The organism is Methanothrix harundinacea 6Ac (assembly GCF_000235565.1).
Taxonomy (GTDB): Archaea; Halobacteriota; Methanosarcinia; order Methanotrichales; family Methanotrichaceae; genus Methanocrinis; species Methanocrinis harundinaceus.
The window spans coordinates 2,231,986-2,250,082 of the sequence record NC_017527.1; the positions used below are offsets into that span (position 1 = coordinate 2,231,986).

Sequence of the window (18,097 nt, forward strand, 5' to 3'; positions counted from 1 at the left end):
CACGATATTTCTACGACTTGTAGAAAAGTTTATCTTGTGCGATGCAAAAGCGGTCGTAGCTGGAGGAGGGAGATCTCTGTCTGGATCGCGTAGGCTTTTGATATCTATAACCTGCCTTCTGATATTTCAGGGGGCCTATGCCATCGATATGCACTTCTCGGCGAGCGATGGCAGTGGAGATAGGGTGAGCATCTGGGACTCCTACAACGTCGACGACGACGTCAAGGTGTGGGGGAAGTCGTCGGCCGGCTTCGGGGAAGGCCTGAAGATCGACGACATCAGAGGGCTTGCAGGGCCCGGGAGCATCTACGCCGTCCAGGGATATGCCGGGAGCGGCGGCTACGTCGGCATGAGCTACATCTATGCCGAAGATGCATCCCAGACCCTGGCCCGAGGGTCAGCCCATCTCACCCCCGATGCCCTGGGGGTCGTCCAGGACGTCTCCATAAAGGACGCTGAGATGAGCGCCGTCGTCTCCACCGCAGACCGGTGCGGCCGGGGGGCGATGCAGCACGCCTTCGTCGGGGACGGGTCCCTCAAATCCACCCAGACGATCAGCGTCAACGGAGGGATCGCCACCTCCCAGGATACTCAGATGGTCGGGTACCTTCCGACGGCCTTCGGGACCGCGGGTTACATGGACGTAAACATGGGCCCTGGAACTCTGAACCTCCAGGGTGAGGGAGCTGCCGTGGCGGTATCATCCCTGGACGTCGCGGGGCCCGCGACCGTCGACTGTAAGCTCGCCACGGGGACGGGAAACAGCGCCTGGGCTTATGGCGACATAAGATATGCTGAAAGCGACCTCGGGGCGGTAGGCGCGGCCGCGGGGGCGGGAAAGATCGACCTCGAAGCCGACTGGACAGGGGGCCTTCCGGGGCTCTTCATAGACGGCTATGGAGAGGCGGCGGCGGCCGGAATCGGTGCCATCGGCCTGGATAACGAGATCAAAGGTACCCTGGAAGCCCGGACCGGGGATGCCGGAACCTCCGCCTCCGGCAGGGGCATTGAGGCCTCCAACAGGGAAGGCATCGTCGCCGCAGCAGCAGCAGCCGGAAACCTGGGGGTTGGGGTTGACCTCCAGAACGGCATCATCGGAGGTGGCGCGGAGGCTGCGGGCGTCGGAATCCTGGCAGAAGGCAGAAAGAATGAGATCACTAGCGAAACCCTGGCGGCAGGAACTGGATTCTATGGGACCGGCGCCTACGGCGGAGGCATTGAGGCCTCCAACAGAGTAGGAACCGTGGTGGCAGCCGCTGCCGCCGGGGGGCTAGGCGGGATCGTCGACCTCCAGAACGGTTTCATCGGCGGAGGGGCGGAGGCCGCTGGCGTGGGAGTGATGGCTGAAGGCCGGAGAAACTGGATCGCAAGCGACGTCCTGGCGGCCGGAACCGGATGGGATGGAACCGGCGCCTACGGCGGAGGCATAGAGGCTCAGAACAGGGAGGGTGCGATTGGAGCTGCAGCGGCCGCCGGAGGCCTGGGTGCAGGTATCGACCTCCAGAACGGTTTCATCGCAGGATGGGCGGAGGCCGCTGGCGTGGGAGTCATGGCTGAAGGCCGGAGAAACTGGATCGCAAGCGACGTCCTGGCGGCCGGAACCGGATGGTATGGAACCGGCGCCTATGGCGGAGGCATAGAGGCTCAGAACAGGGAGGGTGCGGTTGGAGCTGGAGCGGCCGCCGGAGGCCTGGGTGCAGATATCGACCTCCAGAACGGTTTCATCGCAGGATGGGCGGAGGCTGCTGGCGTGGGAGTCCTCGCAGAAGGATACAGAAACCGGATCAGCAGCGGTACCCTGGCGGCCGGAACCGGATGGTATGGAACCGGCGCCATCGGCCAAGATATCGAAGCCTCCAACAAGGAGGGTGGAGTTGCCGCGGCCGCCGCCGCTGGCGGCCTGGGCGCAAGCTTCGACCTCCAGAGTGGATTCATAGCCGGAGGCGCAGAGGCCGCAGGAGTCGGAGTCCTCGCTGAAGGAAGAAGGAACGAGATCAGCAGCGGTACCCTGGCGGCCGGAACCGGATGGTACGGAACCGGCGCCATCGGCCAAGATATCGAAGCTTCCAACAAGGAGGGTGGAGTTGCCGCGGCCGCCGCCGCTGGCGGCCTGGGCGCAATCGTCGACCTCCAGAGTGGATTCATAGCCGGAGGCGCGGAGGCCGCGGGAGTCGGAGTCGTCGCCGACGGCAAGAAGAACGAGATCAGCAGCGGAATTCTGGCCGCAGGGACCGGATTCTTCGGGACCGGCGCCCTCGGCGCGGAGATCGAAGCCTCCAACAAGGAGGGGTACGTCGTCGCCGCCGCCGCCGCTGGAGGCGTGGAAGGAGCATTCGACTTCAATAGCGGGAACGGCATCGTCGAGGCGGAAGGCGCCATCTTCGGCGCCGGGGCCGAAGGCGGCGAGAACGAGATCGGCGTCGGATTGGTCGCCGCCAGGGTCGGAAACAGCGCCGACGTGATCGCGATTGATGTGAACGCCCGGAGCATCGAGGGTGCGGCGGGTACTGGCGTCGCCGCCGGAAACGCCGAGCTCCAGCTGACCGGCGGGACCCCGACCTCTCTCGTCGCTGAAGGGTCGGCCGTCGGCGCCGGGGGTATCGGCGCCACCGCTGATGCCAGTGCCGACCTCCTTATGGCAGAGTCCGGAGACAGCACCTCAGCCTCAGGAGAGAATCTGCGGCTCACGGTCATAGAGGGCGATGGGATCATCGGTGCCATAAGCGGGACCTACGACTCCAGCGGACCTGACCGAGTTGCCAGCGTTGAGGGAGATGTAACGGCCGGGTCCGCCATGATCTGGGGCGACTTCAGCGCCGATACGAGCTCAAGCGCTTCGGCATCGGCCGAGAACGTGGGCGCGGTTGGGACCAACATATACCTCGGATCCTACGCCGACGATGGGACGGCTTACTCCGAGGTTTATTCCACGTTGGGTGCCGGTGGATTGAACTTTGGAGAGATGGAGGCGTATGCAGGAGACTCCACCCAGGCCAAACTGAAGTACAAAGTGGTGGGCAACTACCAGATCGTCGCTGTGGCCTCTAGCTCGAATCCGCCGGATTTTGATACGGATTCCGACGGAGGCTGGGCAATGACCATTAAAGACGTCAGCGGGGAGGCTTGGACCGACAACACCGGTGCCCATGCGGATGTGATCTGAATGAGGACGGTATTCGTATATCTACTGCTCCTGGCGGGGCTGATCTCCTCAGCCTCCGCCGCCTCTTACACCTTCGGGGTGTACAACGTCACCGACGGCTCCTCCTTCTGGATCAGCCGCGTGAGCGCGAACATGACCCTCGACCTCTCCGGCTCGGTGGAGGGCGACATCGCCCCCATCTCCGTCACCCCCGCCGGGAGGGTTCTATCGCCTTACTACTCGGCCTCCTCCACCTTCGACGTCAACGACGTCAGGCTGAAGGAGAGGACCGCCGCCCTGGAGGGGACCTACAGCTCCGAGGAGGCGATATACCTCCAAGCCTGGGCTAAGGCCGCCGTCAACCGGACCTACTTCAAGCCCGCCGGAAGCGACGTCTGGACGATCACCCTCGAAGAGAACTGGCCCGTCAGGCTCAACTCCAGCAAGACCGTCGACTACGCCGGGAAGATGATAAACGACCGGGACTCTGCCGGAAATAACGGCGACTCGGTGGGGTCGAGCTTCCTATACAACACCGAGCTGTCGAAGGAGAGGAACGTTGCCCTGCGGCTTGACCGGCTGAACGCCACCGTCATCGCCACCAACGATACCATCATCAGCGCCGAGGTATTCCCCACCAGGTCCACCGTCTACGACATCGCATCCCACTCCACCGGGATCGCAGACCTCAGGTACCGCCAGGTAGACGTCCGGGGCGATTTGATCAACCTCGGGGAGGAGAGGTACAGCGGCACCTACGACATAACCCGGAGGGTCCAGATGGAGCTCGTCGATACGAACGTGACGAACAAGACCGACTGGCTCTCCTGTTGCATCGAAGGGTGCTCCGGCCTCGATCCCTGCGACACCAGCCCCTGGAGCGGGGCCGGGGTATTCGGATGCGTCTAGCGGATGAGGGTCGAGGGCGCTCTCCCATTTTTTCCATTTTTATATTGGTTTGATGATCTCCGACATTCTTGAAGGTTAGGGATACCTAACACGACTTTGGATGATCTATCTGAGGATGCCGTCTGCCGATTGAAACTCTTTTACCTGCCGGCAGGATACCGTCAGAATTATCTTGTGCAAATGACAAACATTAATTTAGCTGTAGGAGGGAGATCTCTGTCCGGATTACATCGGATATCAATATCGATAACCTGCCTTCTGATATTCCAGGGGGCCTATGCCATCGACTTCCATTTCTCTGCGAATAGCGGCAGCGGGACCGTCGGGATCGCGGAGTCGTATAACGTAGAGGAGAGCATCGGGGTCAGCAGCAGGGCCTCGGCGAGCTTCGACGGCGAATTTCGAATCGCTGAGGAGAACTGCCTCTGGGGCTCGGGGAACGCCGACATAAACCAGGCATTCTACGGGAGCGGCGGAGGTGCCGACTACGTCATTAATTATGCCCTGGAGACCGTTGGAGCATCAGATATCACGGGCCGGGGAAGCGCCTGCCTGATGCCGTCGAAGGGAAGCGTTTCCAGATCCGCAGCCACGGCCGGAGCCTTCGAGACTTCCGCAGAGCTATGGGGCACCGAAGGCGGAGACGTGGCAGGCGTTGGATCTTACGGATTCCTGGCCGACATATCCGCATCCCAGGCCGTCGCCACCGGCGGAAGCGTCGCTGCCTCTCAGAAGGTCGAAGCCCAAGGGATTAGCGCTGTGGCTCGCGGTGAAGGGGTGGACTCCGAGGGGAGCTACGTCGACATCTACGCCCAGGTCTACTACGGAACCCTGGATGCTTCCCAGGGGGTCAAAGCTGGAAACAGCGCTGCAGGTCGCCAGTCGGCGGTGGTCGATGGAGACTTCGCCTACGCCTACTGCCAAGCCTACAACCCCGAAAAGGACTACCTTGCCTACGTCGACAATTACATCTTAGGCAACGCGTACTTCGAGTTTTTGGGCGAGGCCGAGGTGGACGAGAGGGAGGCCAGGGCCCATCAGATATCCTACGCCGAGGGGGACTTTTTATGGCCCTGGGCTCAATCGACTTACGAACTAGAGGAAAGGTTTTGGACTGGTGCCGGATCTTTTGAGTCTTGGGCCTGGACCAACGCGAACGACTACGGTCAAGATATTGTGGAGCTTTGAAGATGGACGCATATCGCACTTTAACGACCGCGCTCCTCCTGGCGGGGCTGATCTCCTCAGCCTCCGCCGCCTCGTACACCTTCGGGGTGTACAACGTCACCGACGGATCCTACTTCTGGATCAGCCGCCAGAGCGCGAACATGACCCTCGACCTCTCCGGCTCGGTGGAGGGAGACATCGCCCCCATCTCCGTCACCCCCGCCGGGAGGGTTCTATCGCCTTACTACTCGGCCTCCTCCACCTTCGACGTCAACGAAGTCCGGCTGAAGGAGAGGACCGCCGCCCTGGAGGGGACCTACAGCTCCGAGGAGGCGATCTACCTCCGGGCCTCGGCCCAGGCCGCCGTCAACCGGAGCTACTTCAAGCCCGCAGGAAGCGACGTCTGGACGATCACCCTCGAAGAGAACTGGCCCGTCAGGCTCAACTCCAGCAAGACCGTCGACTACGCCGGAAAGATGATCAACGACCGGGACTCTGCCGGAAATAACGGCGACTCGGTGGGGTCGAGCTTCCTATACAACACCGAGCTGTCGAAGGAGAGGAACGTTGCCCTGCGCCTTGAGCGGCTGAACGCCACCGTCATCGCCACCAACGATACCATCATCAGCGCCGAGGTCTTCCCCACCAGGTCCACCGTCTACGACCTCGCATCCCACTCCACCGGGATCGCAGATCTCAGGTACCGCCAGGTAGACGTCCGGGGCGATTTGATCAACCTCGGGGAGGAGAGGTACAGCGGCATCTACGACATAACCCGCAAGGTAAAGATGGAGCTCGTCGATACGAACCTGACGAACAAGACCGACTGGCTCTCATGCTGCATCGAAGGGTGCTCCGGCCTCGATCCCTGCGACACCAGCCCCTGGAGCGGGGCCGGGGTATTCGGATGCGTCTAGCGTATAAGGGAGGTCCGCTTGGGAGGGGCGCGCTTCACCGCGCCACTTTTTTATCGGAGATTATGCCCAATTTCAAGGCCCGGTGGTGGGCCGGAGGCTGGCGATCCGACCATCCAGCCCCTAGGGATGACGGGCTTATCGGTCTTGGCGCCCTCGATCCGCCGCCCTCAGGCCTTCGCTAGGAGGAGGGAAGGATAAAAGGGAGGTGGGGGGCAAAAGTCTATGTCATAGGGATTCGGGAGGGAAGGAAGTTTTTAGGTCAGACTTTTGCCTGATACTACTCCGTCATCTGACGAATATATACTTTTCTCTTCCTCGGAGGAGATCCTCGCCTCCGGCCCCTCCTGGGGGCCGACCCATCGAGGAAGGTGATATCAGTCGCCGGCGGAAGACCAATCCTGCTGGAAGGGGCCAACGGGACGTAGACCGGTCAAAGGATAATGAAGGGGGGGCAAAAGTCGGATGTAGGGATTTTTGGGAGGGAGGAAAAAGTTCAATCGACTTTTGCCTTGTTCCCATACGTCATTTGTCGAATATAAGCCTTTCGGTCCCCAAAAACCCCCCTTCCCCAGAAGAAGAGAAACGAATTTCTAAGGGGGGCTCGAGGAGGAAGGGGGATGATCGGTCCATGGCTTCGGAGATAGTGCTGATAGGAAGGTCGAACGTCGGAAAGTCCACCCTATTCCGCCTCCTGACGGGCAAGAGGGTCCGGGTGGGAAGGAGGCCCGGGGTGACGGTAGGCCCCGCGAGGGCCCTGGCGGGGGCCGTCACCTACGTCGACATGCCCGGCTACGGGTACATGAAGGGCGCCGAGAGGGGGGTCCAGGAGGGGACGAAGGACTTCATCGTCCGCTACCTCGAGGAGAAGGCCGACGAGATCCTCCTCGCGGTCCAGGTGATCGACGCCGCCAGCTTTATCGAGATCGCCGACCGGTGGGAGGGGCGGGGGGAGATACCCCTGGAGGTGGAGCTCTTCGAGTTTTTGACCGACCTGGACCTCGCCGTCGCCGTCGCCGCGAACAAGATGGACAAGGTCGAGGATCGCGACGCCACCCTCGACGCGATCGGCGAAAGGCTGGGGATGCTCCCCCCCTGGAGGCAGTGGCGAGATCGGATCGCCCCCATCTCCGCCAAGGGCGGAGAGATAGGACCCCTGAAGGAGATCATAAAATCCTCCCTCCAGGACCGATCGGCAGGGGGGCCCCCTAAGAGGAGATGAGGCGGAAGACCGGAGGGTCTTCACCGTCCGGCCCCTCCTCCAGAGGGCGCATCACGACATGACGATCTGCTGGCCGGCAGGTCTCCCCCCGCCAAGCCCTCTTCTGCAGGCCCCGGGGACGGCCCCTCCCCCCTCTGGAGGATGAGGTTTCTGTAGGGGTAAGGTATCTCGATCCCCTCCTCATCGAACCTCTTCTTTATAGCCTCTCGGAGGTCGCAGGCGGTGGAGTACGCCACATCTCGGTGAGGCACGTCCACGGTGAGCCTCATGTTCACGGCGAAATCGGCGAGATCGGTGATCCTAACCGTTATGTCGTGATCCTTCAAGACCAGGGGGTGCCTCCTCGCCACCTCGAGCATGATCTCTCTCGCCCGGTCGATGTCGGCACTGTACCCGATGCCCACATCCACCCTCCAGGTGATGACGGGGTCGGTGATCGACCAGTTGATGATCGGCTGGCTGCCCATGAGGCTGTTAGGGACGAAGATCCTCCGGCCGTCCCAGGTCTTTATGGTGGTGTGCCTCAGGGTCAGATCCTCTATCTGGCCGTACTCGCCCTTGAAGTCGACGAAGTCCCCGACGCGGAAGGGATGGAATATCGCAAGGAAGATCCCTGATATCAGGTTGGAGAGGGAGTCCTGGGCCGCAAAGCCTATGGCGAGGCCCGCCACCCCCGCCCCGGCGAGGAGCGTCACGGAGATACTGCTAAGGGTCGGTATCTGGTATATCACCATCAGAAACCCGGCGACGTAGATCGCCGCCACCATCAGCCTGCTGATCAGGGTCCTGAAGGTCGTCTCGGTCTCGGCGTCGAGGCCCATCTTCCCACCCCCCGTGATCTTGGGGAGGTGGATGTTGATCGCCCGTCGGACTATATTGGCGAGTAAATATGTAATAATTATTATAATTAATACCTTTAAGATTATTCCCGCTATGGCCACCAGGTCGATCCCCAGGGCAGAGTCGAGGTAGTCGATGATCGATTCGATCTTAGAATAGGCGCCGTCCCCCGTCAGCTGGGAAGGGACCTCCGAAGATAGCTCCCTCGGCAGATCCGTGGTGACGTTTGTGAGGTTCGAATCCTGGTCGAGACCGTCCGGGCCCATCCTGGAGGGGACGGTATAATCGTAGAAGATCTCCTCCTCCCCGGATACGATCTCGTCATCTTCCATGAGACAGAGGAAAAATCGGAAATACTTAACGATTTCGCTGATGGCTCAAGGATCAATCGCCCAGGAAGAAGAGGCCCAAGAAGAAGAGGCCGCGGTCGTAGCACCCCGACCGCCTCCCCGGGGCTGAAAAGGCTTTAAAGGAATAAAACCCGACGATAGGCGGGGATGGTCCCATACCAAGAAAGGGATTTTACGGCGGCCTGATTCTGTTCTCGGCCCTGCTCCTCATCCTCTCGGGGGGCCCGGCATCGGCGGCGACTTACGTCGTCAGCCCGGATTACGACGACAAGTTCATCCAGGCCACAATAAACCGCGCCAGCGAAGGGGACAGGATCATCGTCAAGAGTGGCAATTACCGGGAGAACTTAAACGTCACCAAGAAGCTCTCCCTCATCGGCCTGGATTCGGGGGGAGGAAAGCCGGTGATCGATGGAGGGGGGTTTGGGAGCGCCGTCGTCATCTCCGCCGACGAGGTTCTCTTTGAGGGATTCGACGTTACGAACTCGGGGAAGCTCTGGAAGGACGCCGGAATAAAGGCGATCTCAAAGGAGAACACCATCCGGAATAACATGGTCACCGGGAACGAGTACGGCATAGTCCTCGACGGCGCAGCCCGAAATAGCGTCCTGAAGAACTTTGTCTGCAAAAACGACGTCGGCATCTCCCTCTATTCCTCGGAGCGGTGCACCATCGTGGAGAACGAGGCCTGCAACAACACCTTCGGCGGCATCCTTCTCAGCAGGGCCAACAACAACACCATAAGGAACAACAACGCCAGCCAAAACAGGTGGGCTGGGATAATCCTCGGCGAGTGCAGCGACAACACCGTCTCCAACAACGTCGTCCGGCAGAACGACAATCAGGGGATATGGCTCCTCCGCTCCTCCGCCAACACCATCCGAGGAAACAGGGTGAGGTTCAACTACATCTTCGGGGTCCGTCTCCTATACTCCAGCAGAAACGCCATCACCAGCAACACGATAAGAAATAACCTCGACGGCGTCAGCCTGGAGAGCTCCAACGGGAACGTCCTCGCCGGAAACAACCTGAGCATCAACGAGTACGGGGTCTACGTCGACAACTCCTTCAACAATAGAATTTATATGAACAACCTCATCGGCAACAATAACGACGCCCATTCCTGGAACTCCACCAACTACTGGAACTCCACAGAGCTTTTGAAGTATATTTACAACGGCGTTCAGTACAGGAGGTACGTCGGCAACTACTGGAGCGGCTACTTCGGACCCGACCCCTTCGGCGACGGCCTCGTGGACAGGCCTCACGCCGTATCGGGAAGGGAGAGGGACTACAACCCCCTTAAGAAACCCTCGGAGAATTACACCCTTCGGGGCTGAAGAGATCGTGAAGGAAAAATGAGGGAGGATGAGGGAGGGCCCCAAGCCCGGTCCTCCTCCCCTTAAGAGAACATCCTCATCGACTCGTCGACCCGCGGGAGCATCTCCTCGCCGAGGACCTTGTCGACGGCCCTCTTGAAGTCCTCCGGGGTGACGGCGGTTCCCCGCCGCCTTATGGCCATCATCCCCGCCTCGACGGCGATGGACTTGAGGTCGGCACCGCTCGCCCCCTCCGTCTCCTTGGCTATCACCCGCAGGTCCACCTCGGGGCTCATCTTCATCTTCGCAGTGTGGATCGAAAGGATGGCCAGGCGGCCGTCGAAGTTGGGCATGGGGATCTCGATGATCCGATCGAACCTCCCCGGCCGGAGGAGGGCGGGGTCCAGGATGTCTATCCTGTTGGTGGCGGCGATGACCTTGACGTCCCCCCTCGCCCTGAAGCCGTCCAGCTCCGCCAACAGCTGCATCATCGTCCGGTTCACCTCGGCGGACCCGGTGGTCCCATCGTGGGTCCTGATGGATCCGACGGAGTCTATCTCGTCGATGAAGACGATCGCTGGGGCCTTGTCCCTCGCCATCTGGAATATGTCCCTGACGAGCTGGGCTCCCTCGCCTATGAACTTGTGGACGAGCTCGCTCCCCGACATGTGGATGAAGGTGGCCCGGGAGTGGTGGGCCACCGCCTTGGCTATGAGGGTCTTGCCGGTCCCGGGGGGCCCGAAGAGGAGGACCCCCTTCGGCGGCTCCACCCCGATCTCGGCAAAGAGCTCCGGCTGGGTGAGGGGAAGCTCGACGGTCTCGCTCACCTCCCGGATCTGGTCCTCCAGGCCCCCCACCTGATCGTAAGATACGGTGGGAGCCTCTATCAGCTCCATCGTCTTGGCCCTGACGTCCACGGACTTGTCCATGACCCTCACTATCGTCAGGGAGTTGTTTATCGCGACCCTGGTGTTCGGCTCCAGAGCCTCCATCATCTCCGGGGAGGTGGTGGTGATGAACTCCTGGTTGTTACCGTGCTGTCGGAGGAGGACGTAGTCCTCCCCCATCTCCACCACCGTCGCCAGGAAGAGGGGCATCCTCCGGAGGAGGGCGTTCTCTTTCTTCAGCCTCTCCTCTTCCCGCATGTACTTCTTGTTGGATATGAGGGTCTCTACGAGCTTGGCTCTGGTGTCCTCTTTCTCCATCCTGAGGGTCTCGATCTCCTCACTCAGGCGCTTGTTCTCGTTCTCCAGAGCTGTGATCCTCTTTAGATGTAATTCCTGAATCGACTCCTGATCTGGCGTAATTGTTGACTCAGTCATGTAAATAGTCGAATGCTCATTCAGGAATATAAATTGCACCCTCAGGAATAGGGCCGATATTATAAATGACCAACCCCGGCCGGCGGCGGTCTTCGCCGGATAATTTACGCCGCGGGAGAGGGCGCCGCCGTAATTTTCGGAAGAGGATCACCGACGATTTGCCAGGTAAACCACGTCAATAAGCGTACTTCATCATCGAAGCTCCGGGGCAACCGATCGGAATATCAAGCTGGAGGTTCTGTAATATATTCGGGTGTTTTGATGATCGAGTTTGAGAAGTACAGACCTTTGACCTTCGAGGTGGTGGAGCGGAAGGGGCTGGGCCATCCCGACACCCTCGCGGATGGGATATCAGAGGCCATCTCGATGGAGCTATCGCGGTCCTACCTGGAGGAGTTCGGGGAGATCCTCCACCACAACGTCGACAAGGTCCTGATCACCGCCGGAAGGGTCGAGGTGGAGTTCGGCGGCGGCCGGGTCCTGGAGCCGCCGACGGTGATCGTCGGGGGAAGGGCCACCCCGCCGGCGGGGGAGGATCTGGAAGGCCTCATCGCGAGGGTCGCCTCCGACCACCTAAAGCGGTCCCTCGCGAACCTGCTCGAGCACCGGATCGACGCCAGGGTGAGGGGAGGGTCGCCGGAGCTCGTAAGCCTGATGAGGCGGGGGGCGAACGACACCTCGATAGGGGTGGGTTTTGCTCCCCTCAACCCCACCGAGGAGCTGGTCCTGGAGCTGGAGGAGAGGGTCCGGATGGTCAGGGGGGTCGGCGAGGACACGAAGGTGATGGCGGTGCGGATCCGCGATCGCCTGAACCTGGTGGTGGCGGCGGCGATCGTATCGAAGTTCGTCTCCTCGATGGAGGAGTACCGGGAGGTGAAGGAGAGGGTCCGGGAGACGATCGCCACGGCGGCAGACGCGGAGGTCGCCGTCAACGCCGCCGACGGAGGAAACAACATCTTCCTCACCCTGACGGGCTCCTCGATAGAGATGGGGGACGACGGCGCCACCGGCCGCGGAAACCGGGGGAGCGGCCTCATCACCCCCATGCGGCCGATGTCCATCGAGGCGATCGCCGGAAAGAACCCGGTAAACCACGTCGGCAAGATCTACAACGTCGTCGCCGGGAGGGCCGCCGCGGAGATCGCCGAGCTCGACGGCGTCGAAGAGGCGTACGTCACCCTGGTGAGCAGGATCGGCGCCCCCCTCACCGAGCCCCTCCTCAGGGCGGTGGAGATCAGGGGTGACGAGCGGCCGGACGGCGGCGCCGAGAGGAGGATCGAGGAGATAGTAGACCGGCACCTCCAGGGGATCGGAGACCTGGTGGAGGATTTCGTGGCGGGGAGGCTCCGGGTCTGCTAGAGATGTTCCGAGCAAAAACCGAGCGGCTGAGGCTGTAAAGAAGAGCCGGCTCGGGAGAGGGGCCCTAGCTCTTGCTCACTTCTTTCTTCGCCTGCTGGAGCCGCTGCTTTGCGGTGTAGCCGGTGGCCCGCTCCAGGAAGTCTCGAAATCTCTTGTTGGTATCGAGGATAACCTCGTCGGTGACCCCGTCGGTGGACTCGGTGGTGACGAGGAGCTTCTTCCCCACGATCGAGACCTCGATGGACTTGAGGGCGCCGTAGCTGAGAAGAAGCCTACCGCCCTCCTCCCGGATCTCGGTGGGAAACTCCTCCTCCAGGGCCGATCTGATCCTCTCAAGCTCGGGGCCGAAGCCCCTCTTGAACGAGTATTCCATGGACCGGCCCTTCGTTTCATTCGATTATAGACCTTTCGAGCCGCACCTTCGAGGCGCCGCGCTGCCGTCTCTAGATCCGGGCATAGCTCGCGGCGGAGCCGAGCGCCTCCTCGATCCGGAGGAGCTGGTTGTACTTGGCGTTCCTCTCGCTTCGAGCGGGGGCGCCGGTCTTGAGCATCTCGGCGCCGAGGGCCACGGTCACGTCGGCGAGGGCGGAGTCCTCCGTCTCGGCGGACCTGTGGCTTGCCATCACCTTGAAGCCGTTTCTGAAGGCCATCCGGGCGGCGTCGAAGGCCTCGGAGACGGTCCCGATCTGGTTGAGCTTGAGCAAAAGCGCGTTGGTCGCCTTCATCTCGATCCCCTTCGCCAGCCTCTGGACGTTCGTAACGTAGATGTCGTCGCCGACGATGATCGTCCCCGGCAGCCGCGCCGTCAGGGCGGCGAAGTCCCCGAAGGCCTCCTCCTCGAAGGGGTCCTCGATGAGGATTATGGGATAAGTCGAAACGAGGTCGGCGTAGAAGTCGACCATCTCGCCGCCGGAGAGCTTCTTGCCGTCGATGGCGTAAGAGCCGTTTTCAAAGAAGCTGGAGGCGGCGGCGTCCATCCCGATCCCGATCTCTTTATCGTAGCCGGTGGCGTCGAGGGCGGACATCAGGGAGTCGAGGGCGTCAGCAGTCTTGTTCAGGGGCGGGGCGTAGCCTCCCTCGTAGCCGACGTTCGTCGCCCCAACGCCGTACCTCCCCCGGAGGATCTTTCCGAGGGCGTGGTAGGTCTCGGCGGCCATCCGCAGGCCCTCGGAGAAGCAGCTTGCTCCCTTGGGGAGGATCATGAACTCCTGGATGGCGAGGTCGTTACCGGCATGCTGGCCGCCGTTGAGGACGTTCAAGGAAGGCACGGGAAGGGTGGTGGTGTTGACGCCGCCGAGGTACTGGTACAGCGGGATCGCCAGCTCGTCGGCGGCGGCCTTGGCCACCCCCAGAGAGACCCCCAAAATCGCGTTGGCGCCGAGGTTCGACTTGTGGGAGGTCCCGTCCAGGGCGAGCATGAAGTTGTCGACGGCCCGCTGCTCGAGAGCGGTGATCCCGGACTCGATCAGCTTCGGCCCGATGACGTCGTTGACGTTCTTGACCGCCTGGAGGACGCCCTTGCCGCCGTAGCGGTCGTCGCCGTCTCGGAGCTCCAGGGCCTCGTGGGTCCCGGTCGAGGCGCCCGAGGGGACGGCGGCTCGGCCGAAGCCGCAGCAGGTCCAGACGTCTACTTCTACAGTCGGGTTTCCTCGCGAGTCGAGGATCTCGCGAGCGTGAATGTTCTCTATTTCGAATGACATCGTATATCGCCGGTGGAGCCTTCGCGGCGGATTTATTTAACCTCTTTGGGAGGTCGGAAAAGAGATGGCCGCCACCAGCGCATCCATCACATCGGCCAGCTTAGAGGCGCTGCGGCCTTCGGCTTGTCAGGCGTTCTCCAGCCGGAGGAAGTGCAACCTTCCCGATGATTCGCCAGCTACGATGGTGACGCCATCGGGTCCGATAGTGCAACAACGGATTGAACCGTCTGCTGTGAAGGTAGCGACTATTTCACCGGTTTCCAGGTCCCATACCTTGAGGGTCTGATCGAAGGATGACGATACCGCTTTTCGACCGTCCGGGGTTACCGCCACCGCTCTGACCCAATAAGAATGGCCTTTCAGCGTCCTCAGCTCTTCGCCCTTCTCCAGGTCCCATACCTTAAGGGTAAGATCACCGGATGCCGATACCGCTCTCAGACCGTCCGGGGTCGCCGCCACCGCGTTGACCCAATTGGAATGGCCTTTCAGCGTCCTCAGCTCTTCGCCCCTCTCCAGATCCCATACCTTGAGGGTCCGATCCCTGGATGCCGATACCGCTCTCCGACCGTCCGGGGTCACCGCCACCGCTCTGACCGAATTGGAATGACCTTTCAGCGTCCTCAGTTCTTCGTACCTCTCCAGATCCCATACCTTGAGGGTCTGATCGAAGGATGCCGATACCGCTCTCAGACCGTCCGGAGTTACCGCCACAGCACTGACCGAATCGGAATGGCCTTTCAGCGTCCTCAGTTCTTCGTACCTCTCCAGGTCCCATACCTTGAGGGTATGATCATCGGATGCCGATACCGCTCTCCGACCGTCCGGGGTTACCGCCACAGCACTGACCCAATTGGAATGGCCTTTCAGCGTCCTCAGCTCTTCGTACCTCTCCAGGTCCCATACCTTGAGGGTCTTATCCCTGGATGCTGATACCACTCTCCGACCGTCGGGAGTCAACGCTACCGCGTTGACCCAACAGTAATGACCTTTCAGAGTCAAAAGCATCTCGCCTCTCTCAAGGTCCCATACCTTGAGGGTTTGATCATCGGATGCTGAAACCGCTCTCAGACCATCCGGGGTCACAGCCACCTCGTTGACCCAACTGGAATGACCTTTCAGGGTCAAAAGCATCTCGCCTCTCTCCAGGTCCCATACCTTGAGGGTTTGATCATCGGATGCCGATACCGCTCTCCGACCGTCAGGGGTCAACGTTACCGCGTTGACCCAACTGGAATGACCTTTCAGAGTCAAAAGCATCTCACCACTCTTCAGGTCCCATACCTTGAGGGTTTGATCACCGGATGCTGAAACCGCTCTCAGACCGTTCGGTGTTACCTTCACCGCGTTGACCCAACAGGAATGGCCTATCAGGGTCCTCAGCTCTTCGCCCCTCTCAAGGTCCCATACCTTAAGGGTCAGATCACCGGATGCCGATACCGCCCTCAGACCGTCAGGGGTCACCGCCACCGCACTGACCGAATTGGAATGGCCTTTCAGGGTCCTCAGCTCTTCGCCCCTCTCAAGGTCCCATACCTTGAGGGTCCGATCCCTGGATGCCGATACCGCTCTCCGACCGTCAGGGGTCACCGCCACCGCACTGACCGAATTGGAATGGCCTTCCAGGGTCCTCAACTCTTCGCCCCTCACCAGGTCCCAGACCCTAAGGGTCGAATCATCGGATGCCGATACCGCCCTCAGACCGTCCGGGGTCACCGCCACCGCTCTGACCGAATTGGAATGGCCTATCAAGGTCCTCAGCTCTTCGCCCCTCTCCAGGTCCCATACCTTAAGGGTCCGATCACCGGATGCCGATACCGCTCTCCGACCGTCTGGGGTCACTGCCACCGCCCTAACCGAATCGGAGTGGCCTTTCAGTATTCGGAGCAGGGGTCCGCCCGGCGGCGTCAGGTTTGGGGTCATTGGGCGTATCCAGGATTCGTGTACACTCTCTCCAATGTGATCGAGGAGTGCCTGTATCGAGCGAGATGGCAGAGCCATCAATCGGCCCAGGATCTGACTTGCGAGCTGAGCTTTATCGGTGGCAAGAACGTGAGCCGAGAGTTGGAAAGCATCACGCACCAAAAACGCGTCTGAATCTTCCGGAAGAAAATCGTAATCCGCAACGAGAGACGAAACATCTGTGGTTTCTAGCTTCGCTCTTATCCAATTAAAATCAAGGAGAATATTGCGCAGTTCATCTTTTCGCCCAGCTTCGATCAAATGGCGGGCCAAATGCTGAAAGATATAGCCGTCATCTGGACCGGTGTGCCAGCCGTCAAGACATTTCCGACGGTAAGCTTCCAGTAGGCGGTTGTGTAGCTCGGTGACGTCTTCAACCTGTTTTCTCACATAGTCGAATTGGAGGTCGTGAAGGCTCAAGCGTCCTTCATCAGATCGTCTCGCCAGCGACCGAGCGACAAATAGGTCGACCGCATCTTGGGATTCGTCCTCGTCAAGACCTTCCGGCGCCCAGAAGGTCTGCAAAACAGCTTCTGGGATAGGCGTATCTTCCGGGAATACTGCAAAATCAAAATAGCGAGATTGAAGATCAGGCTTCAGATTTTCTACACTTACCTGAATCGTCTTCAATAAGTCGTGATAGGGATAATGTGGAAAGTCACGTTCGATTTTATCGAGATCAGTACTTTGGAGCTTATGCAACACATTTTTCCAGCGATTAAGAGGTTTTCCTTGCAGCATGGCGCCGATTATGGCTAGCGCCAAAGGCAATCTGCCACATTCTTGCACAATCTCATTAGCCTCTCGGGGCAGAGAATCGGCATCTATACCAGCCCAATCCGCAAGCAGCTTCAGGGCCTTAGGCACCTCCAGAAGGTCCAACGAGTATTCCGAGCCACCCAAATTTGTGATTATGTCTGCGTTTCTAGTGGTGATAAGCATCCTGCAGTTTGGCCCCAACGAGTCAAAGGCACCCGCGTCTCTGGCTTTCCATACATCGTCCAAGATTAGCAGGCAGACCTTGTCAGCTAGCAGCTCCAGCAGCTTTTCTTTGCCGTCATTTAAATTCTCGAAGACGCTTTCATCGCCCAAAATTCTGGCCAGCTTTGACTGAATTTGAAGCAGATCTGCCTCTCGGATATCTCGACCGATGCTCAGCCAAAATATCCCATCCGGAAAGGCCAGGCGGACTCCATCATCCCGCGCCACCACCGCAGCCAGCACTGACTTTCCTATCCCGCCCATCCCCTGAACGCCGACCTTCTTAGAGACCCCAGTGATCCCGGTCGCCTTCTTTTCTCCGGAAAAAACTAGCTCTTTTATCCCCTTCAGCTCCTCATCGCGGGGGAGGAAGTTCGGCGGCAGCTCCGGGACGTTGACGAGCCTGCCTACCTTGCCGGGAAAGCGTTCGGGCTTGGGGACGGAATGGCCTTGGAGTCCAGGAAAGATGGGTGCTTCAGGTGGCCGTGTTCGTTCACGCTTCACTCCAGCGAGTAGGCTGTCCATAGCGATCTTTTCATCGAGCCCGACGAGGTCGATATAGACGATGGGGCCCAGCAGTCCTCCGGGCTTGCATTCCCTGACGCGGACCGGAAGAAGTGAGCCCTTTTCGCCCTTCGGGTCCTTCTTGAATGCAGCTGCCCATTCTGGCTGGGTGTAAAAGGCCTCCAGATAATTCGGCGAGAGGACTGCGATCGTCCGCTCAGTCTCCCTGGAGGCTTTGTCCATCTCCAGCACGAAGTTGGAGCCTGGCCTAAAGTCCCAGACCTGGATCACGGTCGAATAGCCCGTCTCCTCCAGGTGCCAGGCGATCCACTCCGCCCATTCTTTGTCGGCCTTGGTGTAGCTGATGAAGAAGTCTTTCACCGGTTACCATCAAGGTCCGGATCGCTTA

At 60.2% G+C, this 18,097-nt stretch carries 12 protein-coding genes; 7 read left to right on the top strand and 5 right to left on the bottom strand.

Annotation, left to right across the window (positions count from 1 at the left end):
* Window positions 1-97: 97 nt before the first annotated feature.
* From MHAR_RS10550 to engB, 5 genes are all read left to right on the top strand, one after another.
* Entirely contained in the window at window positions 98-3,163 is a 3,066-nt protein-coding gene (locus MHAR_RS10550; RefSeq protein ID WP_014587601.1) for a hypothetical protein, read from the top strand.
* The gene (locus tag MHAR_RS10555) at window positions 3,164-4,051 is read left to right on the top strand and encodes a hypothetical protein (RefSeq protein WP_014587602.1); all 888 of its coding nucleotides are present in this window, start codon (window positions 3,164-3,166) and stop codon (window positions 4,049-4,051) included. It abuts the gene before it with no gap.
* 174 nt (window positions 4,052-4,225) lie between these two features.
* Entirely contained in the window at window positions 4,226-5,239 is a 1,014-nt protein-coding gene (locus tag MHAR_RS10560) for a hypothetical protein (RefSeq protein WP_143763401.1), read from the top strand.
* A 2-nt stretch (window positions 5,240-5,241) separates the two neighbouring features.
* Window positions 5,242-6,135, top strand: a complete 894-nt coding sequence (locus tag MHAR_RS10565) for a hypothetical protein (protein WP_014587604.1) — start codon at window positions 5,242-5,244, stop codon at window positions 6,133-6,135.
* A 628-nt stretch (window positions 6,136-6,763) separates the two neighbouring features.
* Entirely contained in the window at window positions 6,764-7,354 is a 591-nt protein-coding gene (engB, locus tag MHAR_RS10570) for a GTP-binding protein EngB (RefSeq protein WP_048144628.1), read from the top strand.
* 20 nt (window positions 7,355-7,374) lie between these two features.
* Here engB and MHAR_RS10575 read toward each other — a convergent pair whose 3' ends face one another.
* The gene (locus tag MHAR_RS10575; RefSeq protein ID WP_014587606.1) at window positions 7,375-8,526 is read right to left on the bottom strand and encodes a mechanosensitive ion channel family protein; all 1,152 of its coding nucleotides are present in this window, start codon (window positions 8,524-8,526) and stop codon (window positions 7,375-7,377) included.
* Between the two features lie 422 nt (window positions 8,527-8,948).
* On the opposite strand from MHAR_RS10575, the gene MHAR_RS10580 reads away from it, so the two are divergent.
* Complete coding sequence (locus tag MHAR_RS10580; protein ID WP_014587607.1) at window positions 8,949-9,884, top strand: right-handed parallel beta-helix repeat-containing protein; 936 nt, start codon at window positions 8,949-8,951, stop codon at window positions 9,882-9,884.
* A 62-nt stretch (window positions 9,885-9,946) separates the two neighbouring features.
* On the opposite strand, the gene MHAR_RS10585 is transcribed toward MHAR_RS10580, so the two are convergent.
* On the bottom strand, window positions 9,947-11,185 hold the full coding sequence (locus MHAR_RS10585) for a proteasome-activating nucleotidase (RefSeq protein ID WP_014587608.1): 1,239 nt from the start codon (window positions 11,183-11,185) through the stop codon (window positions 9,947-9,949).
* Between the two features lie 261 nt (window positions 11,186-11,446).
* Between MHAR_RS10585 and MHAR_RS10590 the strand changes: the two genes are divergently transcribed.
* Complete coding sequence (locus MHAR_RS10590; RefSeq protein ID WP_048145066.1) at window positions 11,447-12,544, top strand: methionine adenosyltransferase; 1,098 nt, start codon at window positions 11,447-11,449, stop codon at window positions 12,542-12,544.
* A 64-nt stretch (window positions 12,545-12,608) separates the two neighbouring features.
* Here the strand turns inward: MHAR_RS10590 and MHAR_RS10595 are convergent, their stop codons facing one another.
* The 3 genes from MHAR_RS10595 to MHAR_RS12610 form a co-directional block, all read right to left on the bottom strand.
* Window positions 12,609-12,917 carry a DUF5611 family protein gene (locus tag MHAR_RS10595; protein WP_014587610.1) on the bottom strand — a complete coding sequence of 103 codons (309 nt, stop codon included), beginning with the start codon at window positions 12,915-12,917 and terminating at the stop codon, window positions 12,609-12,611.
* 70 nt (window positions 12,918-12,987) lie between these two features.
* Window positions 12,988-14,244 (bottom strand): phosphopyruvate hydratase, encoded by a 1,257-nt coding sequence (gene eno / locus MHAR_RS10600; protein WP_014587611.1) that lies wholly within the window; start codon window positions 14,242-14,244, stop codon window positions 12,988-12,990.
* Between the two features lie 126 nt (window positions 14,245-14,370).
* Window positions 14,371-18,069 (bottom strand): TIR domain-containing protein, encoded by a 3,699-nt coding sequence (locus MHAR_RS12610; RefSeq protein ID WP_014587612.1) that lies wholly within the window; start codon window positions 18,067-18,069, stop codon window positions 14,371-14,373.
* Window positions 18,070-18,097: the final 28 nt, after the last annotated feature.